20 protein-coding genes are annotated in these 22,405 nt (G+C 56.5%); 12 read left to right on the top strand and 8 right to left on the bottom strand.

Going from position 1 to position 22,405, the window contains the following annotated elements; translation table 11 throughout:
* Positions 1 to 37: 37 nt before the first annotated feature.
* Entirely contained in the window at positions 38 to 1,540 is a 1,503-nt protein-coding gene (gene rfaE2, locus AB1L30_RS07715) for a D-glycero-beta-D-manno-heptose 1-phosphate adenylyltransferase (RefSeq protein WP_367012847.1), read from the top strand.
* A 9-nt stretch (positions 1,541 to 1,549) separates the two neighbouring features.
* Complete coding sequence (gene waaF / locus AB1L30_RS07710) at positions 1,550 to 2,617, top strand: lipopolysaccharide heptosyltransferase II (RefSeq protein ID WP_367012846.1); 1,068 nt, start codon at positions 1,550 to 1,552, stop codon at positions 2,615 to 2,617.
* On the opposite strand, the gene AB1L30_RS07705 is transcribed toward waaF, so the two are convergent.
* The 3 genes from AB1L30_RS07705 to AB1L30_RS07695 form a co-directional block, all read right to left on the bottom strand.
* Entirely contained in the window at positions 2,614 to 2,844 is a 231-nt protein-coding gene (locus AB1L30_RS07705) for a BON domain-containing protein (protein ID WP_367012845.1), read from the bottom strand. The two genes, waaF and AB1L30_RS07705, sit on opposite strands and share 4 nt — an antisense overlap.
* A 162-nt stretch (positions 2,845 to 3,006) precedes the next feature.
* Positions 3,007 to 3,675: an adenylyl-sulfate kinase gene (cysC, locus tag AB1L30_RS07700; protein WP_367012844.1), complete on the bottom strand. Its 669-nt coding sequence runs from the start codon at positions 3,673 to 3,675 to the stop codon at positions 3,007 to 3,009.
* A 71-nt stretch (positions 3,676 to 3,746) separates the two neighbouring features.
* Positions 3,747 to 4,826, bottom strand: a complete 1,080-nt coding sequence (locus AB1L30_RS07695) for an acyl-CoA dehydrogenase family protein (RefSeq protein ID WP_367012843.1) — start codon at positions 4,824 to 4,826, stop codon at positions 3,747 to 3,749.
* Positions 4,827 to 5,508: 682 nt separating this feature from the next.
* Here AB1L30_RS07695 and glgP point away from each other — a divergent pair.
* Positions 5,509 to 7,689 carry an alpha-glucan family phosphorylase gene (gene glgP, locus AB1L30_RS07690; RefSeq protein ID WP_367012842.1) on the top strand — a complete coding sequence of 727 codons (2,181 nt, stop codon included), beginning with the start codon at positions 5,509 to 5,511 and terminating at the stop codon, positions 7,687 to 7,689.
* A 303-nt stretch (positions 7,690 to 7,992) separates the two neighbouring features.
* Positions 7,993 to 10,266: an SHD1 domain-containing protein gene (locus tag AB1L30_RS07685; protein WP_367012841.1), complete on the top strand. Its 2,274-nt coding sequence runs from the start codon at positions 7,993 to 7,995 to the stop codon at positions 10,264 to 10,266.
* Positions 10,267 to 10,379: 113 nt separating this feature from the next.
* On the opposite strand, the gene AB1L30_RS07680 is transcribed toward AB1L30_RS07685, so the two are convergent.
* Complete coding sequence (locus AB1L30_RS07680; protein ID WP_367012840.1) at positions 10,380 to 11,231, bottom strand: hypothetical protein; 852 nt, start codon at positions 11,229 to 11,231, stop codon at positions 10,380 to 10,382.
* Between the two features lie 673 nt (positions 11,232 to 11,904).
* On the opposite strand from AB1L30_RS07680, the gene AB1L30_RS07675 reads away from it, so the two are divergent.
* The 8 genes from AB1L30_RS07675 (at position 11,905) to AB1L30_RS07640 (ending at position 18,523) form a co-directional block, all read left to right on the top strand.
* The gene (locus AB1L30_RS07675) at positions 11,905 to 12,513 is read left to right on the top strand and encodes an antibiotic biosynthesis monooxygenase (protein WP_367012839.1); all 609 of its coding nucleotides are present in this window, start codon (positions 11,905 to 11,907) and stop codon (positions 12,511 to 12,513) included.
* Between the two features lie 90 nt (positions 12,514 to 12,603).
* Complete coding sequence (locus AB1L30_RS07670; RefSeq protein WP_367012838.1) at positions 12,604 to 13,083, top strand: MarR family transcriptional regulator; 480 nt, start codon at positions 12,604 to 12,606, stop codon at positions 13,081 to 13,083.
* 76 nt (positions 13,084 to 13,159) lie between these two features.
* Positions 13,160 to 13,831 carry a hydrolase gene (locus AB1L30_RS07665; protein WP_367012837.1) on the top strand — a complete coding sequence of 224 codons (672 nt, stop codon included), beginning with the start codon at positions 13,160 to 13,162 and terminating at the stop codon, positions 13,829 to 13,831.
* 91 nt (positions 13,832 to 13,922) lie between these two features.
* Positions 13,923 to 14,507: an antibiotic biosynthesis monooxygenase gene (locus tag AB1L30_RS07660; protein WP_367012836.1), complete on the top strand. Its 585-nt coding sequence runs from the start codon at positions 13,923 to 13,925 to the stop codon at positions 14,505 to 14,507.
* A complete protein-coding gene (locus AB1L30_RS07655; protein ID WP_367012835.1) occupies positions 14,476 to 16,257 on the top strand; it encodes an amidohydrolase in 1,782 nt (593 codons plus the stop codon). Before AB1L30_RS07660 ends, AB1L30_RS07655 begins: the two co-directional genes overlap by 32 nt.
* Before the next feature lie 200 nt (positions 16,258 to 16,457).
* Positions 16,458 to 17,441, top strand: coding sequence for a DUF1559 domain-containing protein (locus tag AB1L30_RS07650; protein ID WP_367012834.1), 984 nt, complete (start codon positions 16,458 to 16,460; stop codon positions 17,439 to 17,441).
* A gap of 98 nt (positions 17,442 to 17,539) precedes the next feature.
* Complete coding sequence (locus AB1L30_RS07645; RefSeq protein WP_367012833.1) at positions 17,540 to 17,929, top strand: hypothetical protein; 390 nt, start codon at positions 17,540 to 17,542, stop codon at positions 17,927 to 17,929.
* Between the two features lie 45 nt (positions 17,930 to 17,974).
* Complete coding sequence (locus AB1L30_RS07640; protein ID WP_367012832.1) at positions 17,975 to 18,523, top strand: DUF1697 domain-containing protein; 549 nt, start codon at positions 17,975 to 17,977, stop codon at positions 18,521 to 18,523.
* Positions 18,524 to 18,533: 10 nt separating this feature from the next.
* Here the strand turns inward: AB1L30_RS07640 and AB1L30_RS07635 are convergent, their stop codons facing one another.
* From AB1L30_RS07635 to AB1L30_RS07620, 4 genes are all read right to left on the bottom strand, one after another.
* The gene (locus tag AB1L30_RS07635) at positions 18,534 to 19,118 is read right to left on the bottom strand and encodes a DUF456 domain-containing protein (RefSeq protein ID WP_367012831.1); all 585 of its coding nucleotides are present in this window, start codon (positions 19,116 to 19,118) and stop codon (positions 18,534 to 18,536) included.
* A gap of 151 nt (positions 19,119 to 19,269) precedes the next feature.
* Entirely contained in the window at positions 19,270 to 20,292 is a 1,023-nt protein-coding gene (locus tag AB1L30_RS07630; RefSeq protein ID WP_367012830.1) for a DUF1559 domain-containing protein, read from the bottom strand.
* Positions 20,293 to 20,412: 120 nt separating this feature from the next.
* Entirely contained in the window at positions 20,413 to 20,868 is a 456-nt protein-coding gene (locus AB1L30_RS07625; RefSeq protein ID WP_367012829.1) for a carboxypeptidase-like regulatory domain-containing protein, read from the bottom strand.
* A 59-nt stretch (positions 20,869 to 20,927) separates the two neighbouring features.
* A complete protein-coding gene (locus AB1L30_RS07620) occupies positions 20,928 to 21,953 on the bottom strand; it encodes a DUF1559 domain-containing protein (protein WP_367012828.1) in 1,026 nt (341 codons plus the stop codon).
* Between the last annotated feature and the right edge of the window lie 452 nt (positions 21,954 to 22,405).

The raw sequence follows: 22,405 nt of genomic DNA, 5'->3' as shown, positions 1-22,405 counted from the left end.
ATTTACGAACAAAATGCCGCGTCAAGGAAGACGAGCCGTGAGCCTCCCCCCGCTCTTGCAAGCGTTCAAATCGATGCGTCCCGCCAAGGTTCTGGTCCTGGGGGATATGATCCTGGACCGCTATACCTACGGCAACGCCCAACGAATCAGCCAGGAATCGCCGGTCATCGTTCTGCATGCCGACGATCAGGAACTGCGTCTGGGTGGCGCGGCCAACGTCTGCAATATGCTGCGTGGCCTCGACTGTCATGTGGTCGCCGCTGGCGTGCATGGACGTGACGAATCAGGCACCCAGATGATCGAGCTCGCCCAGAAGTCGGGCATCGATACCCGTTTAATTGCCTGCGATGCTTCGCGGCCCACCACGCTCAAAGAACGATTCGTCGGCCGAGCCGGCTCGCGTCATCCGAGCCAGATCTTGCGTGTCGACCACGAAAAGACCGAAGCCATCGGCGATTGGCTGGTCGAGAAGATCTATTCCGGCATCGAAAATCAGATCGAAGACTTCGACGTCATTCTGATTTCCGACTATGCCAAGGGGGTCTGCACACCCAAGCTTCTGCAGAAGGTGATTGCCCTCGCCAACGAACACAACATTCCTACGCTGGTCGATCCAATGCGTGGGCACGACTACGAACGCTATCGCGGGGCCACACTGCTAAAAGCGAACCGCATCGAGACCGAACTGGCGACCGGCGTTTCGCTGAAGACCGTTCCGGATGCCGCTGCCGCTGGTAGCCAGCTTTGCCAACAACTCGATCTGCAAGACGTGATCGTTACGCTCGATCGCGACGGCATGGCATTGGTCAATCGCGATGGCAGTTCATGCCACTTCCCGACCCAAGCCCGCAGCGTGTACGACATCACCGGTGCCGGCGACATGGTCCTGGCGATGCTGGGGGCCTGCATTGGCAGTGGCCTCGATCGCGAGAACTCGGTTCGCTTGTCGAACGTGGCCGCTGGACTCGAAGTTGAAAAATCAGGCGTCGCGGTAATTCCGCTGGCCGAGATCGAAGCCGAACTTCGCACCGACCTGCTGCCAGGCCAAAAGAAGATTGTTACGCATGCTCAAATCGCCGCGATTGCCGAAGAGCATCGTCGCCGCGGCGAGAAGATCGTCTTCACCAATGGTTGCTTCGACCTGCTTCACTTTGGCCACGTGACGAACCTGACCGAAGCCTCGAAGATGGGCGAAGTGCTGGTCGTTGGCTTGAATAGCGACGACAGCGTCTCGAAGCTGAAAGGTCCGACCCGGCCAATCATCAGCGAAACCGAACGCTCGGCGATGCTGGCCGCGTTGTCATGCGTCGACTACGTGGTCGTCTTTGGCGAAGACACGCCGTACGACTTAATCAAAGCGGTTCGCCCTGACGTGCTGGTCAAAGGTGGCCACTATATCCCGGAAGAAATCCCAGGCTACGACATCTTGCAGCAGTACGGTGGTGAGATTCGTCTGGTCGATATTGTTGGTGGTTTTTCGACGACCGACATCATTCAAAAGGTTGCCGCGAACGAACCCATTCGTCGCACGGCCGCCTAAGGACAGCTCATGCCTGGTATCCGAAATATCGCAGTCGTTCTTCCCAACTGGATTGGCGACGTCGTCATGGCTACGCCCACGCTGCGTGCCATTCGCCAAGGCCTGACACGTGGCGATCGCCTGGTCGGGATCATGCGTCCCTACGTGGCCAAGGTATTGGAAGGCACGGACTTCCTCGACGATACCATCCTGTGGGCCAAGAAGGCGGACGATCCGAAGCAACGCTTCTGGAGCGTTGTAAAGCGGTTTCGACAGCAACGTTTCGATCAGGCTATTTTGCTACCCAACTCGCTGAGCTCGGCCGGTCTTGCCTGGCTGGGTGGCGCGAAAGAACGTGTCGGTTACCGCCGCTACGGCCGAGGTCCTTTGCTGACGCATAGCCTTCTTCCGCCGGCCGTCGATGGTAAACGCGTCCCTATTTCCGCGGTCGATTACTACGTCGCGCTCGCAGAACTAGCTGGCTATGAAGTTCGATCGCGAAACTGCGAACTCGGCACCACGCCGCAAGATGATTCGACCGCTCGCAAGATTTGGCGAGACTTCCACTTCTTCGATCGACGAGTGATCGTCTTCAATACTGGCGGCGCGTACGGCGGAGCGAAACATTGGCCGGTGGAATATTATCAACAGCTTGCCAAGCGTCTGGTTGCCGACAAAAGAAATGCCGTGCTGATGATTTGTGGCCCCAGCGAACGCGAAGCGGTCGCGGCCATCGAACGGGAAGTGAACCATCCGGCGGTCCGTAGCCTGGCCGCACACACGCCCACGATTGGTTTAAGCAAGGCCGTGATTCGTCATGCCTCGCTGATGATCACCACCGATTCAGGCCCTCGCCATTTCGCAGCAGCGTTCAATGTTCCTTCAGTGGCGATCTTCGGTCCGACCGATCCGCGATGGGCCGAGAACTACAACCCGAACGAATTGATTCTTTCAGCCGGTGCCGAGTGCAGCCCCTGCGCTAAGCGAGAGTGCCCTTTGAAGCACCATCGCTGCATGCGAGACCTGGCAGTCGATCACGTACTGAACGCGGCGACGCGTCAGCTAGACTGGCAAACCGATCGTTCTCAGGCCGCTTAGTTGGCTGGCTCGTCGACACGCAGATCGTTTCGCACGTCGACTTCGCTATCGATGGAACGGACCACTTCCTGCGCGATCTGCTTCTGATAGAAGGAAGTCACATCCCCCCGTAAGCAAACCGTATTGTCCTCAAGTTCCACAACGATGAAGCGGAGGCGGGGGATTGAACTTGCGGCCAGAGCCGTGGCCACGCGCGAGCGTATATCTTTCATCGAGGAACTGATCATCCGTAAATCCTCATGCGACCATTCCATGGGCAGGGATACCCTGGGCAGGCGAAAAAAAGAGAGAAGCGTGAATCGATCGCTGCAGCAAATCCGTCGCGCTGAGTTCCTCAAAGGCAGCGATCCACCCCATTAGTTGTAGGACTAGGGCAAGAAATGGTCAAGCTATTCCGCCGGGATCTTCCCCACTCGGCGCAAATGAGCAATGACCTGATCAGCTAACTTCGCGACGGTGAAATCACCACCCTGCAAATGCACTTCTGGATTGACCGGATTCTCGTACGGGTCGTCGATGCCAGTCATCCCTTTCAACAAGCCAGCGCGAGCCTTCTTATAAAGCCCCTTCGGATCTCGCTGCTCGCAGACATCCAGCGGCGTATCGACGTAGACCTCGATGAAGTCACCACTGCTTCCGCTCCCCTCGACAATCCGACGGACTTGCAGGCGATCGAGGCGATAGGGACTGACAAACGCGGTCAGCACCAATACCCCAGCCTGGCAGAACAAGTTGGAAACCTCGCCAATCCGGCGAATGTTCTCGGAACGATCTTCAGCGCCGAACCCCAAGCCAAAGCGTTTCGCCAGATGGGGCGGATATTTCTTCTCGAGGATCTCGGGGCTCGCGTTCAACCCATGCCGTACATTATCGCCATCCAGCAGAAAGGTATGGATGCCCATCGCATTCAACTTGCCATCGACTGCGTTGGCCACGGTACTTTTGCCGCTACCACTCAGCCCAGTAAACCAAATCACACCGCCACCATGTCCGTTCAGCTTTTCTCGATCGGCTCGGGAAACGTGGTGATCGTGCCAGGTGATTTCAACTTTTTCCATGGATGCGTCACGATTGGGGGGAGATGGGAAAGCTAGAGCCAGATTCGTCCTGACTCTTCAGGAGTAAACGCTCATTCCTCGATTCTAGCAAGTTCGCACAAATTCGCAGACAGCACGTTGCTCGGGCAACTCCAAACCAGGAAGAACAATGCTTCGCGGCACCACCGTCCCACGGGATGATTTGCCATGTAGCCTGCCCCTTTGGCAGAGCTGAGGGCGGCTTGGGTAATCCGCAGAACAAGGCTGTTCGCTCGCGATCGAATCTGAAGCGGGTCGCATTGATCGTCGCCAGAAGCGGCCGCAATCAAATCGTTCTTCAGCGACTCGAGTTCTGCCTCGAAGTGCTCGGTGGGTTCGGCGAACTCGACCCGTTTCTCGCGTTGCTCGGCCAGAAAACGATACGCTGCCAGAGAAAGCCCCACGGCAAGTGTCGATGTTTCCAGGCCCCCGGTGTTGGCACCCTTTCCTTTTTTCATGACGTCTTCACGCGGTCCATCCAAGACCCATTCGGTCGGGCAGAAGACTTGTTCGAACTGAACCGGTCCGGTCTGGCTCGCAGAAAGTCCAACCAGCTCGGCCGGGTCCCCCAATTTGATCCCAATCCCTTTCGCTGGAATCGCCATCAGCAACTGCCGACCATCTTCCAGCGTGGCACCGATGACTAAAGTGTCCGCCTTCTTGGCACCAGTCACCCAAGGGCTGAAACCATCCAGCACGAAGCCTCCATCGACTTCCTTGGCCAGTAAAGCGGGCTTACCAAGATGCTGCCGACTGGTGGTCAGGTGCGAGATACCCACGGTTGCGAACGTTTTACCGGAAAGCAGCCCCGGCAGCAGCATCCGCTTGAGACCGCTGTTCTCGCTGCTGGCGATTCGCCGACACGCCCCTGTTCGCTGCGTAATGACGAAGGTTGTCGTGAGACAGCCGGCCGACAACTCGAGGTATCCGCGGACAACATCCTCGGGCGACCACCCGAGACCGCCATCCTCTTGAGCGACGAACCAGCGGAAGACACCCATGCGTGCACAAATTTGTAGCTGCTCGTGGGGCCAGTCATGGGCCGTAGGCAGGAAATTGGCTAATTGACGTAGCTGCGCGCAAAGTGCCTCAAGATTAGGTGAATTGGGTGTGATGATTTCGTTAGACGACATTTGATAGTTCCCCTCGTTCACGGCTAAGACAGCAATGCTGGCAGCTTGGCACCCAGTTTGCTTCGAGAAAGTTTCTTCCCGATCATTGCTCACTTCATCATTTCAATCGCCCCCACAATAACAAGTTAGCCGTCGTTAAGGATGGTGCTTCTGGAAAGAAATCACGCCCAAGTCGTCGGTTAACGCACGCATAAAACTCCTGTTCATTGGTGGGTGATCGCCGCCCAACGCTTAGTCCCTGAGAGGCATCCGTCAGGCCCACAACTCTATCACGCAAATTCGTACCCTGCTGTTCCGCTCATGGACGCATCGTTTTAGCCTAAGCGATGCCGTCTCGATTTGACTTGGCAATGCCTTATTGGTTAATCCCTTAGTGCGACGCGAACCGCGTCGTTGGCAATGCATCAGGAGGATGGTAAAGGCTGCTCCCTGTTCAAGTTGGCCTTCCCACAGAATCGACTCTCGCCGTAAGCTACGCCAAGCTGGCAAGCTGCGAAGAGAATGATGGATCACGAACGATGGAATTCGGATGCTGGCATCGATTTCCTCCGATAAAGACTCCTTTGCAATCGCATGCAGGGGTCGCGTGTTGGTTTTCAACTCGCTACATTGCCAGTGTGCATCGAACCTGAAGACCTTGTATTTTCATACCCGTTAGGTGACCGCGATGAGCCAGGCTGAAATGACAAGAACTGAAGACGAAAACGTAACGGCACCTGTCGAACTCTCCGCTGAAAAGTTGCACGAGAAGTGCATGGCATTGGCCAACAACTTGTGGTGGACTTGGCAGCCCGACGTCTTCAACTTGTTCCGCGATCTCGACCCGATCCGTTGGCGTCAACTCGACCACAACCCGATCGCTCTGCTACGAGAATTTACGCCAGACCGGCTGGAAACACGTGTCGCCGAAATGGTGCTCTACAGCCGTATCAACCACGCCTATCGTCGGTTGAAGGAATACATGTCCAGCAGCACGCCATGGGCCGATACCCATGCCGGCGTGCTCGGATCGAAGCCGGTCGCTTACTTCTCGGCCGAATTCGGTATCCACGAATCGATTCAGATCTACTCAGGCGGTCTCGGCGTTTTGTCGGGCGACCATATCAAGAGTGCCAGTGGCCTGGGCGTGCCGCTGGTGGCGATCGGCCTCTTCTACGATCAGGGCTACTTCAAGCAGCACCTGAACGAAGAAGGCTATCAGATGGAAGAGTATCAAGACACCAAAGTCGAGAACCTTCCGATGAAGCATGCCGTCGATCCTGAAGGCAAGCCGATCACCGTCACCGTCGAACTGAAGGGTGGCAAGCTGCTGGCCAAGGTTTGGCAGATGAACGTCGGTCGCGTGCCACTGTTCCTGCTGGATTGCGATGTCGATGGCAACAGCCCGGAAGATCGCGAACTGACCAGCCGTCTGTATGGTGGCGACGAACGTACCCGTATCCGTCAGGAAATGGTGCTCGGCGTTGGTGGTATCAAGGCTTTGAAGGCATTGGGCATCACCCCTGGCGTGTATCACCTGAACGAAGGCCACAGCGCATTCGCCACGCTAGAAGCCGTTCGAGATCACATGCACGAAGATGGCATGAGCTTCGACGACGCACTTCGCGAAGTTGCCAAGCGAACGGTCTTCACCACGCACACTCCGGTTCCAGCCGGTCACGACCGCTTCGACGCCGGGCTGATCGAAGAACACCTCGGACACCTCCGAGAGTCGATCAGCATCTCGCACGAGCAGTTGATGGGCTTGGGCCGTGTCGACACCAACAATCAGCACGAAACGTTCTGCATGACGGTGCTCGGCTTGAAGGCTTCGCGTCGTGCCAACGCCGTGAGCCAACTGCACGGACACGTTTCCCGCAGCATGTGGGCTCACCTCTGGCCATGGCGTGTCGAAGAAGAAATTCCGATCGGGCACATCACCAACGGCGTTCACATTCCATCGTGGATCGCCTGGCAGATGCAACAGCTTTACGATCGCCACTTCCCAAGTGGTTGGTATCACCACATGGGCGAGCCAGATGCCTGGCAGTTCATCCATGAAGTCGATCCTGGCGAACTGTGGGAAACCCACGCCACGCTGAAGAACCTGCTGCTGCAGTTCGTTCGTCGTCGTATCTCGCGCCAGTGTCGTCGCCGAGGTGAAAGCGATGATGCAGTGGAACGAGCACGAACCGTGCTGGATCCGAACGTCCTGACGATCGGGTTCGCACGTCGTTTCGCCACTTACAAACGAGCCGACTTGTTCATGACCGACGTCGATCGCCTTGTCGAAATGATGAGCGATCCCAAGCGTCCGGTTCAGTTCATCTTCGCTGGTAAGGCTCACCCGAAAGACGAGCCAGGCAAGGCGAAGATCAAGAAGATCCAGAACCTGCGTCACGATCCGCAGTTCCGCGACAAAATTGTCTTCATTGAAGACTACGACATCAACGTTTGCCGCCACATGATTCAAGGTGTCGACGTTTGGTTGAACAACCCACGTCAGCCTCTGGAAGCTTCGGGTACCTCGGGCCAAAAGGTCGTCCTCAACGGCGGCTTGAACTGCTCGATCCTCGACGGTTGGTGGGCGGAAGCTTACGACGGCCGTAACGGCTTCGCCATCGGTACCGGTCGTACCCACACCGATACCGCCAAGCAGGATGCCCGTGACGCCGAGGACCTTTACAAGGTGCTCGAAAACGAAGTCATTCCGCTGTACTACGACCGCGACGTCGATGGTCTGCCACGCGACTGGATCAAACGCATGATGTACAGCATCAGCACCCTGGCCTGGCGATTCAGCGCACACCGCATGGTCGCCGACTACACCAAGCTGTGCTACGTGCCAGCGGCCGGTGGTCTCAGCAGCCAGATGCCTACCTAGTCATCTGCCCTGAAAAGCTTGTGTGAACAACGAAAAGGACCTGGATTCCAGGTCCTTTTTTTATTGCGCGAAAAAGGGATGACGCTTGCATCAATTCATCGGAATTCGACCTGACACGGCCCATCTCGCTTGCCATAATAGATGCTTCCGGCTGGCAACTTACCCCCCAACGGCTCCGACATAGAGCTGGGGCGAGGGGCCATCCGGCGTGGTGAACCCGCACGCCACATCCTTCATCAGCACCACGATTTGTCTCATTTATTTATCCTCTCGATCTCTTGCGATTGGGGCATGGTGAGCCTTATGACTTTCGAACATCGGAAACGGGCCTGGTTGCTTATCCCTCTCTTGCTCCTGCTAGGACTCCCATGTCTGGCAGAAGCTGGCAAATTCAAAGTGGGGGATGTCGTCCAGGTATGGGACGACTTCGGGAAAGAATGGAATAACGGCACCGTCACCGGCGTCAATCGCCGAGGCGAGCTTCAGATCGAAACAGCCAGGTTTGGCAGCCTGCGACGCGAAGTCTACAATCCGCGCGCGGTTCGTTTCGCTTACGAAGATGGTGCGATTGGTCCGGCTCGCAACTGGACCGATGCCACCGGTTCGTTCAAAGTGATGGCCGCTCCGCTGGGCGTTTACGGCGATACGCTGAAGATCCGCAAAGAAGATATGACCGAGTTGGAAGTTCCGATCTCGAAGCTAAGCGAATCGGACCAGAGTTATATCGAACGGATGCGCCGCGAACTGGGTGGCGCTGCCGCGCCGACCCCTGAAAACCTGCCGATGGAAAACTACGGCGACGTTGAAGGGGCTCGCTTCGCTTTGGCGTTGCAGGCCAACGGTGGACGCATCGCGCTGCTGCCAGATCCGATCCCACCTTACCTTCAACTCAAAGAAGGGGGCACCGCTTTCGGTCGCATTGGCGATGGCTTCGATGGCGAAGAGTTCGGCGTGATCATTCCGGTGGGTGGACCAGAATCGCTGGTGCTCGCCTCGGGTGAATGCCATCCGCGCTGGTCGCACAGTAAAGTCGACCCTTTCACGCGACTGCTCTGGGTTTCGATCGCCGACCGCAAGATCATCAACCAGCAGAAGCTGCCACCCGACGAGTACGTGCTGGACTATCATCCACCTTCGCATCGCCTGTTGACCTACAGCTTTGTCGACGGCGGCAACGCCAACAACGACAAGAAGATTGCTCTGGCGATCTGGGAAGTGCTGCCCACCGACGAGATCGTTAAACCGGTCGCCCGTTGGGAGGCTTATCCCGACGAACGAAGCTGGGACAATCCTTGGGCCAAAATTATTGACGGCCAGATCGTGCTGCAGCGTTGGAACAAGTCAGAATATGTTGCCTGGAACGTTGACGAAAAATCGATCGCATATCGCCTTCGCCAGGAATCGCGAAGTGACTCGCTTCCGTCGTTCAGCGGTGGTAAGCGTTATGCGTTTCTGCCCGATCAAAGCAGTATCCGCGTATTCGACCCAACGACCGGCGTCATGCTGACGTCGCTTCCCGCACCGAACGGAGCCAAAGCAGTCGCCATTAGCGAAGATGGCAAGCGTGCCGCCGTGCTCGATCGCAACCAGCTGGCCGTGTGGGATCTGACCGACGCCAACAGCGAGCCAACCTATTACCACGCCGACGACATCGGCCGGGCCTGGGTCGACAGCATGTTCTGGCTGGGGACCGACAAGCTGATGGTGAAGACGAATCGCGAGATGCTGCTGTTCAGTATTCCGCAGCGAGTAGTCGTCTGGAGCTACCAGTTCGAGCACACCACCAAACATGGCAACGGGGAACGTCCGCTGGTGCACGTGGTGAACGACCACCTCGTGTATGGTGCCTCGGTTCGCGATAACAACCGTAATGAAGGTCTCGCCGTTGGTAACGTCAAACTGCCTGGCCCGAAGGTGGCCGAAGTGTTCGGTGCCATCGACCGGGAAGACCTGGAAGTCATCAAGCCAGGCGAGCATGTCCGTCTGGAAGTTCGCTGCGGCGACGACTTGAATCGCGACGTTTATTTTAGCCTGGTCGAGAAGATCGAGAAGAACAATTGGATCCTCGACAACGACAATCCAACCGTGGTCATGTACGCCGATATGAAGCGGGGTAAGACCCAGTCGGCCACCTACGAAATCGTCGATCACTTCAACCGATCCCAAGGAACCGAGTCGGTCACGTACACCCCCAACGAGTATTCACTTAAATTGGTACGTGGTCCAGAAGTGCTTTGGAGCAGCGGCATGGGTGGGGGTTTGCCCGATCGCTTCACGATCTTTGGCGACGCGTCAATTCAAGATATCGTCAACAAGTGGGAAGTCCCCAGCGTTAGTTTCTTCTCGCGGGCCGACATCCCGGCACGCGTGATTCACAAAGACTATCGTCGCGGCCTCGGTACGACCCAGATCACTACGCGCGGTTTAATCCCAGGCGAATTGAAGCCGCCACCCGAACTTTCCGGCGGGGTCGACGGCGAAAAATCGAAGACCGAAAAGAGCGAAGAGGATGCTCCCTGGTCGACGCCAGAGAACACATCGGAAGACGCTCCGTGGTCTGATCCGACGAAGCCTTAACTTCAAACGTCAGATCACACGGATCGCCACAATTGAAAAAGGTTGGCCGCGAGGAACTTCGCAGCCAACCTTTTTTGTTTCTCGTTTCTGTCCGCTCGAAGAGCCATCCTACGTTACGGTTTGACGATCAGTTGGCCGATCCGTTTGCCGGTGTTGTTACCCAGCGTGTGCCAATCGTTGATGTCGGGAAAGCCATCGATGAAGATCTGCATGAACCTTTGCCAGTCGTTGGGATGCAACGTCAGACAACCATCCGAGAACCGAGCACTATAGAAACCATTGTGCACGTTGATTCCGGAAGAGATCGTCTTGCCCGGGTTATCGCTTTTCACCGGGACCGAACTTCGCGCATTCACCAACAGACCTGGCCGAACTCCCTGCTCTTTCACTACCAGGTCGGCTGCGGTTTGCTTCGCTTTGTTGCCACCTTTATGAAAGCCGATATGCAGCGGGTAGGTGCCGTCGATCACGTGCCCTTTGATCGTCATATCGTCGGGCCAGATCGATCCGCGAAAGGTCCCGATAATCCCGCCAGACAAGACAAAGCTCGACTCGTAAGTGCCGCCATACGTTGGTGCCACGCTTCCCTGGCGTTTGGTCTTCTGCGGGAACTTGTTGCCGTGCTGCACGGTCAACGTGATCGCTCCGGCAATCGCTCTCGGTGGTGGAGGCGCGGCGGCACCGACGACGGCGATCATCGCCTTCCAGGTCTTGCCGCCGACGTCGATGCGTTGATCGGCCTGGGCCAGGCCGACGCGGCGAACCTGAAACTGCGTGATCGCCTTGACGGTACTCGACTGAGAAGCGACCCGAGCAATCAAACCGTCGACGCCGCCTGGGTTGAAGGCCGGCACGTTCAGCTTTCGAGCAATATCGGTCAGCATCCGCTGAACCGTTTTCACATCGGTGGCATGGTTTACCGCTCCACTCTCATAACTTCCGACGGACGCGGCGATCTGCCACATAGCATGTTTCCTCAAGCAAGTTGCACCTTCTGGTGACCTGATTAACGTCGCAGGTCTGGTTCGGTTGCTGCGAATCCCAAAAGTTATTCCACTTTTCCAGTGACGCCTTGTCTACGCGGCTTTAACGAGTGAAACACTCACCTCTTTCCGCAGATCGGCCCGCATTTGCCGACGCCAACGAACGCGACAAAGGTGGACAATAAGTTACCACAGCGACCCATTCCCACGACTGGCTGCCTGATCGTCCGGCAGTCTGACCGTTACGAGTGCAATCTTCCACACGCGCACTCAAGAACCAGCAGCGATGTCGCCGATCCCACCAGCATGAATTTTCTGTGCGATCGAGATCGATAATCCGCGTCCTGCGCGTCCATCGCGCGATTCATCCCCGTTGAAAGCGGCTAAGGGAAAGTCGCTGGAACGCTATCAATAACATGGCATGAATATCGGATGAACCTCGCCAGATGGCTTCGAATCGACCACCTGCCAGGACGTAATTGGTGTATTGTTTGCACCTTGTTTCCGCTTTCCTGGAAGAGATCTCGGCTGAAAATTGGCGACCATCGATTCATGGTCCATATTTTCAAGTAGCCCTTGCCCCCGGGACGCTGCAGGAAAGTTCGGAATCGTTTTTGATTCGTCGTTTTTGAGTTCCTAGCCAGAAGTCGGACCCATGGGCCAGTTTCATATCGCCATCACCCATCAGGCCAAGCCAGGTAAAGAAGTCGAATACGAAGCAGCGTTGCGCGAGTTCGCCAAGAAGTCGCTCGACGAGCCAGGCGTATCGGGTGTGTTGCTCCTCGCCCCTGTACCTGGGTCACTCGGCAAAGAGTATGGCATCCTTCGCACGTTCGACAGCCAGGAATCGTGCGATGCCTTCTACCACTCGGAAAGCTACCGAGAGTTCCATCGTCGCACGCGACCGTTGGTGGCCGATGATGCCAAGCGTCATCGGCTGGATGGGCTGGAAGGCTTCTTTCGCGATCCGAAGACCAGTCCACCGCGTTGGAAGATGTTTGTCGTGACCTGGCTGGGCGTCTTTCCGAGTGCCCTGCTCTTCTCGATGACGATCCCGCCGATGATCGGCTTCATGCATGACCTGCTGATCCGTGCGATCGTGAACGTGGCCGTTGTCGCTTCGCTGGCATGGGTGATCATGCCGTTTCTTACGAAGCTGTTCCGCCCATGGCTTTACCCAGACGGACCGAAGCCGGTGATTCAAGACTTCGCCAGCACGCATCGTCCGCTAGGAATTCCTGAGCAAGAAGTGGTTCCTAGCTAGAACCTGCCGAATCCCCTCTCTTGAGCCATTTTGATCATTTGGCACTTTTATCTGTTGCAACACAATACGTTACACCGTACAAATACACACATGAGCAGCAAACAAGACAACACGCGAAACGGATTGGCCAGCGAGATCGGCAAGCGAACTTCGTTCAACTGCCCTCGCCAGGAAGCCTATCTGAACCTGATGCGAACGCATGCCCTGCTTTCAACTCAGGTTTCGCGACTGCTCAAAGAGCACGGCCTGACCGACCCGCAATACAATGCCCTCCGCATTCTGCGTGGCGAAGGAAAGCCGATGCAAACCTATCAGATCGCGGAACGGATGATCTCGCTGCAGACGGACATCTCTCGGCTAGTCGAACGCATGGTGACTGCCGGGCTCGTCGATCGCAATCGCAGCGAAGACGATCGCCGAGTCGTGTGGGTCTCGCTCACCGAGAAGGGACAATCGACGCTCCAAGAGCTCGATGCTCCTATCAATCAACTGCACGATTCGCAATTCCAAGACCTGACAGAAAAGGAACTGAACTCGCTTAGCGAGCTGTTGTTTCGTGCTCGAAAATGACCTCCGGTCTCTCAATTGAATTTTTTTAACTAGATATCTGTTGCAACTCACTTTTCAAACTGAAGGATTTTGAACCATGGCGAACATTCTCGCAAACACCGACGGCGGACTGATCACGGCAGACAACAGCGTGTTGGTCTTCATCGACCACCAACCGCAGATGTCGTTTGGTGTCAGCAGCGGTATCGACCGTCAACTGCTGATGAACAATGTCTTGATGCTGGCCAAGGGTGCCAAAGAGTTTGGTGTCCCGACGATTCTGACGACGGTCGAAACCGAGTCGTTCAGTGGTCCGATGTGGCCGCAACTGCTCGACATCTTCCCGAACCAGCAGCCGATCGAACGCACCGGAATGAACTCGTGGGATACGCCTGCGTTCCGCGAAGCGATCAAGGCGACCGGCAAGAAGAACGTTATCCTCAGCGGATTGTGGACCGAGGTCTGCATTACCTGGCCGACGTTGAACATGCTGGCCGAAGGGTACAACATTTATGTGGTCGAAGACGCTTCGGCCGGAACTTCGCTGGCGGCTCACGAAGCGGCACTTTCCCGCATGGTTCAAGCAGGTGCCGTTCGCATGACCTCGGTCGCAACCGTTCTCGAGTTCCAACGTGACTGGGCCCACCGCGAACATTACGACGCCCTGATGGATATCTTCCGCGAACATGGCGGAGCATACGGTGTGGGGATCGAGTACGCTTACACCATGGTCCACAAAGCTTCGCCGGCCCGCAAAGTTCTGGCCTAGTCCAGCTTTCTTATCAGTGGCCAGGGATCCAAGCACTTCCCTGGCCAGGCGTTGGCGAAACTGTCTTCGCATTCACGGAAAAGGGAAACGCATGAACCGCGTCCATGTTGCCATCACGCACGAAGCCCGTCCTGGTCGAGAAGCGGATTACGAAACCGCCCTCCGAGAGTTCGCTCGCGACTCGCTTCACGAACCAGGCACCGCAGGCGTCCTTCTGTTGGCGCCGGTCCCAGGCTCGGTTGGCTGTGAGTACGGTATCTTGCGTTCCTTTGAAGATCAGGCCTCTTGCGATGCGTTTTATCGCTCGCAGCGTTTTCGCGACTTTCACGAACGCACCAAATCGATGGTGGTGGAAGAAGCGACGCGTCGCAAGATCGACGGGCTCGAGATGTTCTTCCGTGATCCAAAGAAGAGTCCGCCGCGCTGGAAGATGGCCATCATTACCTGGCTGGGCGTCTTTCCCAGTGTGCTGTTCTGGGGCAACGTGCTCCCTCCAGTTCTCGTCAACCTCCACAGCCTGATCGCGACCGCGGTGACAACCATGTTTGTCACGGTCACGTTGGCTTGGGGTGTGATGCCGGTACTGACTCGTTTCTTTGCTCCCTGGCTGCATCCGCCAGTTACTCATATTGGGATATTGGACCATGGCCCCGCAACTGATTCTTCATCACGGTAAGATCACGACGCTCGATCCATCTCAGCCGGAAGTGACCGCCGTGGCGATCTCCGACGGTAAAGTCTCAGCGTTGGGAAGCGATCCAGAGATCCTCCCACTGGCAGACTCTCAGACCAAAGTCATCGACCTGAATCAGCGACGAGTCATTCCCGGTCTGAACGACTCGCACTTGCACGTCATTCGCGCCGGCTTGTATTACAACCTGGAACTTCGCTGGGACGGCGTGCCAACCGTTGCCCAGGCCCTCGAACAACTTCGAGTCCAAGCCGAGAACACGCCGCCGCCTCAATGGGTTCGCATCATCGGTGGATGGAACGAATTTCAATTCGCCGAAGGTCGCATGCCGACCCTCGACGAGATCAACCAGGCCGCCCCTGATACTCCGGTGTTGGTGCTGCACCTTTACGATTCGGCCATGCTCAACAAGGCGGCCCTGCGAGCACTTGGCTTCGACAAAACCACGCCGAATCCACCCGGCGGCTTGATCGCTCGCGACCGTCAAGGCAATCCGACCGGGCTGCTGATTGCCGAGCCGAGCGCGTTGATTCTTTACTCGACGATCGCCAACGCCCCAAAGCTCTCGTACGAAGACCAATTGAATTCTACTCGGCAGTACATGCGCGAGCTCAATCGGTTCGGCGTGACCAGTGCTTCCGACGCAGGCGGTGGCGGGCAGAACTATCCCGATGATTACGCCGTGGTCAGAAAGCTGGATGACGATGGGCATCTGACGCTGCGGATTGCGTATAGCCTGTTTGCCCAGAAACCGGGAGAAGAACTGAACGACTATCGTCGCTGGCTGGGTATGACTCGCCCAGGTGCCGGCAGCGACTTGCTGAAGGTCAACGGCGCCGGCGAGAACCTTGTTTGGAGTGCCGCTGACTTCGAGAACTTCCTCCAGCCGCGTCCTGATCTTCGCCCGACGATGGAACACGAACTGGAAGCGGTCGTTCGTACGCTGGCCGAATCGAATTGGCCTTGGCGAATCCATGCGACCTACGACGAATCGATCGGACGCTTTCTCGACATCTTTGAACGTGTCCATCGCGACACTCCGATCGATCAGTTGCGTTGGTTCATCGATCATGCCGAAACGGTTTCCGATCAGAACCTCGAACGCATCGCGGCCATGGGAGGCGGGATCGCCATCCAGCACCGGATGGCGTACCAAGGCGAGTACTACATTCGCCGCTACGGGACCGAGTCGGTGAAACGAAAGCCGCCGCTTCGCAAGATGTTACAGATGGGGCTGCCAGTCGGCGCAGGGACCGACGGAACTCGTGTGGCGAGTTACCATCCATGGACATGCTTGTGGTGGATGGTGACCTCGAAAACGGTCGGCGGCACGGTCATGCATGACGAAAGTGATCGCCTGTCGCGTGAAGAAGCGTTGCGACTCTACACCGCGGGAAGTGCCTGGTTCAGTCATGACGACGACAAGAAGGGGACCTTGAGCGTTGGTCACTATGGCGACCTGGCCGTGCTGAGCGACGACTACTTTTCAGTCGAAGAGAACGCGATCCGCGGACTTGAAAGTGTGCTGACAGTTGTCGGCGGCAAAGTGGTCTATGGAAACGAAGAGTTCCGTTCTCTGGCTCCGGCCTTGCCAGCGGTCAGTCCCGATTGGTCGCCGGTGGCTCGCTTCGGCGGCTACGACAACTCGCAACCCGCACCGCCACAACATCAACACCAACCGATCATGGCGGCTGATGGCCGAGTCTGGTCGAGCGGTTGTGGCTGCGGCATCTAGTTCTGCAGAGCGGTTTAGCATGAAGCTCACCCCTCCTTACGGGAGTACAGCGACAAGATCCACTCCGCTATCATTGCGATTTCATGGCCGATTTTACCGTTAACTGACAAACAGCCATTGTCCATTCCCAAAGCGGGCATAAACTAAAAATATTCGCGCGAATATCGATTTTTATTGCCACTCCCCAAGGACGTCCCGTCATGCAAAGAAGAGGTTTCACGCTGGTCGAGCTATTGGTGGTGATCGCCATCATTGGTGTGTTGATCGCCTTGCTGCTGCCGGCGGTCCAGCAAGCTCGTGAGGCGGCACGCCGAATGAGCTGCAGCAACAACCTGAAACAGATCGGGTTGGCTCTGCACAACTATCACGACACCTTCAACACGTTCCCACCTTCGTCGATCGCCGGCGCGGCCAACACAGGCGCGCATGGCCCGACCGCCTGGGTTTCGTTGTTGCCTTTCATGGAACAAGGTGCTCTGTTCAACCAGATAAAGACCACCTCGAACAACTTCCGCATGACCTTCTGGCTGGGGTCGACCGGATCGGGTCCGTTGCGGGCGATCTTGAAAGACATCTCGGTCGACGGTTACTGGTGCCCTTCCAGCCCGCTCCCTCGCTTTGAAACGGCTGGTCCTTCCGGCGATACCGTTTCAATCCAGCAGACCGATTACATCTTGATCGCTGGGAGCGACAACCATATCACCACCGATCATGCGGCAACGAACAGTAGCTACATCTCGGATGGTGGCGTGTTCCGTAACTTCGTGGGAACGTCGTTCCGCGACATCACCGACGGCACGTCGAACACGTTCTGCATCGCCGAACAATCAGGCTTCACCACCGACGGCAGCAACAAGACCTTTGATGGTCGCGGTCATCCCGTGAGTGGTTGGTACATGGGTGCCAAGATCACAGCTCGGCCGAATGGCACGGATGGATCGTGGGGCGCGGATACGCGTTGCTGGAACATCACGACGGTTCGACAGGGAATCGGCACGAGCATCATCGGTGGCAATTGGGCCAAGGCCGATGCCTGCAACACGCCGATTCAGTCGGCTCACCCAGGCGGTGCTTTGGTCATTGTGTCGGATGCCTCGATTCGCTTTCTGCCTGAAACGCTGGACGTGAATGTTGGCAAGAACCTGGCCGATCGCGACGACGGCAACGTAGTCCAACTGCCGTAAGGCAATGCGTTTGAACTCGTAAGTGACGCAAGTAGCCGCGTCACTTATGTGGCACTCTTCCCATCACCTCGCCCCCTGCTCTTCCAAGCGAAATCGTCATGTCCAAGTTCCTTCTGCTTGCTTCTGCCTTGTTGTTGATTGCCGGTTGTGGCCCCGCAGGCCCGCACATGGTCACCGTGACGGGCAATGTCACCATGGATGGCAAGCCGGTCCAAGGGGGCTCGATCTCGTTTGAAAACCCAGCGACCGGTTACGCCAGTCGCAGCGACGTCGGCAATGGTACCTATCAGGTTTCGATTCCGACCGGGGAATACCAGGTCGCCGTCGAGCCATCGATGGTCGAAGTTCCTTCCAAGAATCCGAACTCACCACCGATGAAGAAGTACGACAACAGCATCCCAGCCCAGTACCACTCGGTGCGGACATCAGAACTGAAGGCTTCCGTTTCGGACTCACAAACCAGCTTCGACTTCGACCTGAAGAACTAGCTGGAAGAACTCGTCAGCGTGCTGTTGTTCTGCTAGAACAGCCGCATGGCAAAACTATCTCAATACGTTGCGTTCATGCGTGGGCTGAACCTGGGCCGACGCCGGCTTTCGATGGATCAGTTACGCGGTTACTTCGAAGAGCTGGGTTACGACGCGGTCGAGACCTACATCGCCAGTGGCAACGTGATCTTTCAGACGGCTAAGAAGAGCGACGCCAAACTGGCGAGCGAAATCGCTGATCATCTGCAGCACTCACTCGGGTATGAAGTCGACACCTTCGTCCGGACCGCAGCCGAAGTTCGCCAGATCGCTTCGGCCGAGATTTTTCCGCAGCAAAGCGAAGACGGCTGGAGCATGCACGTTTCGTTTCTAGCGAAAGCTTTGGCACCGAAGACAGTCAAAGCTTTGGAGACGATCGAGACGGATGAAGACCTCTTCCGTGTGGTTGGGCGCGAGATCTTCTGGCTACGCTATGGCAAGATGTCCGATTCCGAGGTGTGGAACCTGCCGGAGATGAAAGCCTTGAAACTGCCGAGCAGCACCATGCGGAATATGAACACGGTTCGCAAGCTGAGTGCTAAGTACCTGGCGTAGTTGCTGCCGGCTAAGGCGACAACATCGAAACGGCCTCGGTCACAATTGGTCGGGCCGAGAGATCGAAGAACGAGTCCAGCGTCACCAGCACCAGCATAATGATGCCAACGGCCAACTTGCCGACCGTTCCCATAATGCGTCCGACGAATGCTCCTTTGCCGATCGCCCAGCGTTCTTCGTGTGTCTTCGCGGTGTTGTGTTCCCCAGCCCAAGCACCGCCGAATGCACCTAAGGCGCCACCCAGTAGCGCGCCGATCATCGTTCCGATGACCGGGACAAAGCTCAGCATGATCGCGCCGGTCAAACTTCCGACGAATGCACCCACGAGCGAAAGCACGATCCCCCAGCGACTTCCCCCTTGCTTGGCAGCTCCGGCGGCACCTGCCAGGAACTCGAGCACTTCGCCAAGGATCGCCAACACGGCCATCACGATCACCACGGTCCAACTGACACGCGGGTAATATTCGGCCGGCAGAAAGAAGGCGTAGAGAAAGGTAAACAGCAACAAGATCCAGTTGCCTGGCAGAGTAATCAGGGTCGATACCCAGGCCGTCATATTGGCCAACAGCAATAAGGTAGCGGCAACATAAACCATGGAGACATCCTCGGAACAAAACAACAATGGTGGCGTTATTCTATTCGCGAAAGATGTGCCAGTATCGGGGGGCTAAAAGGAAAAAAACAGGCTGACCTGGTGAAATTCAGGCCAGCCTGTTCGCCCCATGTTGACTTACGGACCGTTCGATTTACGGCATCTTGAATGACCGGCCATCGGCGATGTGTCCCATGCGGGACTGGACTTCGACATCGATGCCATACGCCAGATTGATCACACTGCCGTCACCAAACAATGCGTTGTACCCCCCTGGGTGCGCCGAGCCGTAGGCCACCGTCGAAACGATGGACGGAAGGTCGGGACCGCTAAGCATGTCGGCGCGGCCGATGGTGTCCTGGTCCCAGCCGCAAGCATACCCTTCGTTATCATTCCCAGGATTTTGGCCGATCGTCGAAACCGCCATCCGTTTCTCCCCCACGAACAGCGTCGTCGACGAGCCGTCGGGGATCCCCGAGAAAGTCAACAGGCCAGTGTTTCGAGGACCATCGGGATGCCAGTACTCGGTACGCTTGATGAAGCCATACCCATTAGAGATCGAGCGAAAACCGGCATTGTTCAGGGCGTTGTCGTCCGGGTATTTGCTCGGCAAGATGTTCTTCAGTTCGTGCGGTCGGTCGGAAGCACAGCAGGCGGTGTAATCGTTCTTGCCAACTTCATACATGCCGGAAGGCGCCCCCACGTCGACACTGCGGTAAAGGCTGGGGGTTATGTTACGTGGGGTGGCCGCGGCGGCTCGGCGACTGGGGCAGTAAAAGGTTGGAATCACGGCGCCATAAATCCGAATGCCTCGTTCTTCAACGGTCCCGTGATTGTCGCCCAGGTAGACATTCATCTGATCCAGGTAAGGCAGAATCTGGTACATCCAACCTGCCTCCTGCTTGACGCCCACCTCAGGACTTCCTCCGGTCTGTCCCCAATCGACATTGAAGGTCGGAAAGTGTTGCCACCCACGTCCACCTGCTGGAAAGTGCTGGTGTGTGTCGTGATGATTGTGGATTGCCAGGCCGATCTGACGCATATGGTTGGCACACTGCGTTCGTCGTGCCGCTTCTCGGGCAGATTGCACCGCCGGCAATAACAACGCGACCAACACCCCGATGATGGCGATCACCACCAACAGCTCGACCAGGGTGAAACCTCGATAGTTTTTCATGGAACGACATCCTGAATAGATGATGGTAAGACGAGTTCGACACGATAGAAAAAGGCCGCGGCCACCCTGGGGCGAAGCACGGCCTTTCTAAGTCACTGAAGCTGCCCCGACTCGAATCGCTCACGACTTGGGAGCCTCGGCGAGATCGATTTTCAGGTCTTTCGTGCTGGAGCTAATGTCAAACACAAACGGGGACGAAGTCGGACCATACTTCCCTTTCCAGGCATCGTCGCTGGCCATGCCATCTTTGGACATACTGGTCATACGCACTGCCACGCGGTACTTTCCTGGTGGAATGCCGTTCCCCATGTTGCCGGTAACGGTGAACTTGCCATCTTCCGAAGCGTTCGCACCATGGGCTGCTTCGTCTTTCATCTCGCCCGATTCATCGAGTGGCACAAAGACCAGCGCGACGTTGTTCACTCCTTCTTCGTAATTCGGGACTGGGATTGGTTGGCCGTTCTCGACGACCTGTCCCGATACCGTTACCTGGTTTCCACCGCTGCCACAGCCGCTGAAGATAAGTCCTGCCAGGGCGATCAACGCCATGCTTAGAATGCAATACTTTTGTTTCACGTGATGGTTCCTCACCTTGTGGAATATTCTGGAATCCGCGCACTTCGGACCTTCATGATTTACGGGTCTTTGTACGAACGGCCGTCAGCGACGTGGGACATGCGAACCAGCACCACAACGTCGACACCGTACGGAATCTGTCGAACACTTCCATCCCCGAACAAGGCATTGAATCCGCTGGGATGGGCCGAACCGAACGCGTCGGTGTAAGGAACATTTGGGGCATCTGGCCCTGGCAATCGTCCGGCCAACGCGACCGAGTCGTTGTCCCAGCCACTCACCCAGCCGTTGTCGTCGTTGCCAGGATTCTGGCCGATATAGCCGACCTGCATCCGCTTCTCGCCAATGAAGAGAGTCGTCGACGAACCGTCGGAAATGCCGCTGAAAGTCAACGTGCCAGTCTTACCGCCACTCCAATACTCAGTCCGTTTCGCCCAGCCGTAGCCGTTGCTGATATCGTTAAAGCCGACGTTGTAGAGCGAAGTCGAGTCGTCCGAGAACTGGCTCGGCATGGTGGTGTTCAGCTCTCGCGGACGCGAGTCTCGGCAGCATGCGGTATAGTCCGACTTACCGATCTCGTGCGTGCCGGAAGGGACCGTCATGGCGACGTTTTTGTACTTGCTTTGGCGATACGACTGGGGCGTCGGCGCGGCGGCCCGGCGGCTGGGGCAGTAATAGGTTTGAATCACCGCTTCAGCGATGCGATGGCCTCGTTCTTCGGCCGTGCCGTAATTATCCCCCTGATAAACGTTCATCTGTTCCAGGTAGGGCAAGATCTGATACTGCCATCCCGCTTCCTGCTGGGCACCTACCAATGGACTGCCGTCGACCTGGTCGTGATTGACGTTGAACGTGGGCAAATAGTCCCATCCTCGGCCTGCGGTTGGAAAGAACTTATGAGAGTCGTGGTGGTTGTGAATGGCCAACCCAAGCTGCCGCATCTGGTTGGTACATTGCGCTCGACGTGCTGCCTCTCGGGCCGATTGGACGGCCGGAAGTAACAGGGCGACCAATACACCGATAATGGCGATCACCACCAGGAGTTCGACGAGCGTGAATCCGCTCAGAGACCTTCTACATTTCATAACTCTGTTCCTCTACGAGATATGGAAGAATTAGGAAGACTGCAATTTGGGGTAAGCTGCGCAGCGAGAAACCCGACGAACGCCGAGTCAGAGAAGAAAACCTCAACCTTTGGGGCATGCTACAGCCCCCGTTGAATACAAAGCAAACCACTTTATTTGATTTTATTCAATTTTGCGCTTTACACGAAATATAGGTACACAACTACCCCTCTACGGTGGTTATTGCAGAAAATGCATCAATTACTGCCTATCACTACTTTTGAGAACTATTACGATCATGGGGCAGATATGGCCCATCGCTGATCAGGTTCCGCTAAACCCGTAGACTCGAGTGAATTTCTGGCGGGCAAAATCAGTGCGGATCGATGAAGATTGCCATTGGAAAGATCCTGGGAGAAGCGTGGCTAATTTTCCTCGCCTTGGCGCACTGATATAATCGTCCGCCTCAAAAC

The organism is Bremerella sp. JC817 (genome assembly GCF_040718835.1).
Classification (GTDB): Bacteria; Planctomycetota; Planctomycetia; order Pirellulales; family Pirellulaceae; genus Bremerella.
The sequence above is the reverse complement of the archived record's forward strand: the minus strand, read 5'-3'. Positions and strand labels throughout refer to the sequence as shown.

Excerpts from the sequence above, each read along its gene's own strand:
- waaF (WP_367012846.1), top strand. The coding sequence starts at position 1,550 with ATGCCTGGTATCCGAAATATCGCAGTCGTTCTTCCCAACTGGATTGGC.
- AB1L30_RS07635 (WP_367012831.1), bottom strand. The coding sequence starts at position 19,118 with ATGGTTTATGTTGCCGCTACCTTATTGCTGTTGGCCAATATGACGGCC.
- AB1L30_RS07705 (WP_367012845.1), bottom strand. The coding sequence starts at position 2,844 with ATGATCAGTTCCTCGATGAAAGATATACGCTCGCGCGTGGCCACGGCT.
- cysC (WP_367012844.1), bottom strand. The coding sequence starts at position 3,675 with ATGGAAAAAGTTGAAATCACCTGGCACGATCACCACGTTTCCCGAGCC.
- AB1L30_RS07685 (WP_367012841.1), top strand. The coding sequence starts at position 7,993 with ATGACTTTCGAACATCGGAAACGGGCCTGGTTGCTTATCCCTCTCTTG.
- AB1L30_RS07665 (WP_367012837.1), top strand. The coding sequence starts at position 13,160 with ATGGCGAACATTCTCGCAAACACCGACGGCGGACTGATCACGGCAGAC.
- AB1L30_RS07640 (WP_367012832.1), top strand. The coding sequence starts at position 17,975 with ATGGCAAAACTATCTCAATACGTTGCGTTCATGCGTGGGCTGAACCTG.
- AB1L30_RS07645 (WP_367012833.1), top strand. The coding sequence starts at position 17,540 with ATGTCCAAGTTCCTTCTGCTTGCTTCTGCCTTGTTGTTGATTGCCGGT.
- AB1L30_RS07620 (WP_367012828.1), bottom strand. The coding sequence starts at position 21,953 with ATGAAATGTAGAAGGTCTCTGAGCGGATTCACGCTCGTCGAACTCCTG.
- AB1L30_RS07675 (WP_367012839.1), top strand. The coding sequence starts at position 11,905 with ATGGGCCAGTTTCATATCGCCATCACCCATCAGGCCAAGCCAGGTAAA.
- AB1L30_RS07680 (WP_367012840.1), bottom strand. The coding sequence starts at position 11,231 with ATGTGGCAGATCGCCGCGTCCGTCGGAAGTTATGAGAGTGGAGCGGTA.
- AB1L30_RS07630 (WP_367012830.1), bottom strand. The coding sequence starts at position 20,292 with ATGAAAAACTATCGAGGTTTCACCCTGGTCGAGCTGTTGGTGGTGATC.
- AB1L30_RS07670 (WP_367012838.1), top strand. The coding sequence starts at position 12,604 with ATGAGCAGCAAACAAGACAACACGCGAAACGGATTGGCCAGCGAGATC.
- AB1L30_RS07695 (WP_367012843.1), bottom strand. The coding sequence starts at position 4,826 with ATGTCGTCTAACGAAATCATCACACCCAATTCACCTAATCTTGAGGCA.
- AB1L30_RS07655 (WP_367012835.1), top strand. The coding sequence starts at position 14,476 with ATGGCCCCGCAACTGATTCTTCATCACGGTAAGATCACGACGCTCGAT.
- AB1L30_RS07650 (WP_367012834.1), top strand. The coding sequence starts at position 16,458 with ATGCAAAGAAGAGGTTTCACGCTGGTCGAGCTATTGGTGGTGATCGCC.
- AB1L30_RS07660 (WP_367012836.1), top strand. The coding sequence starts at position 13,923 with ATGAACCGCGTCCATGTTGCCATCACGCACGAAGCCCGTCCTGGTCGA.
- glgP (WP_367012842.1), top strand. The coding sequence starts at position 5,509 with ATGACAAGAACTGAAGACGAAAACGTAACGGCACCTGTCGAACTCTCC.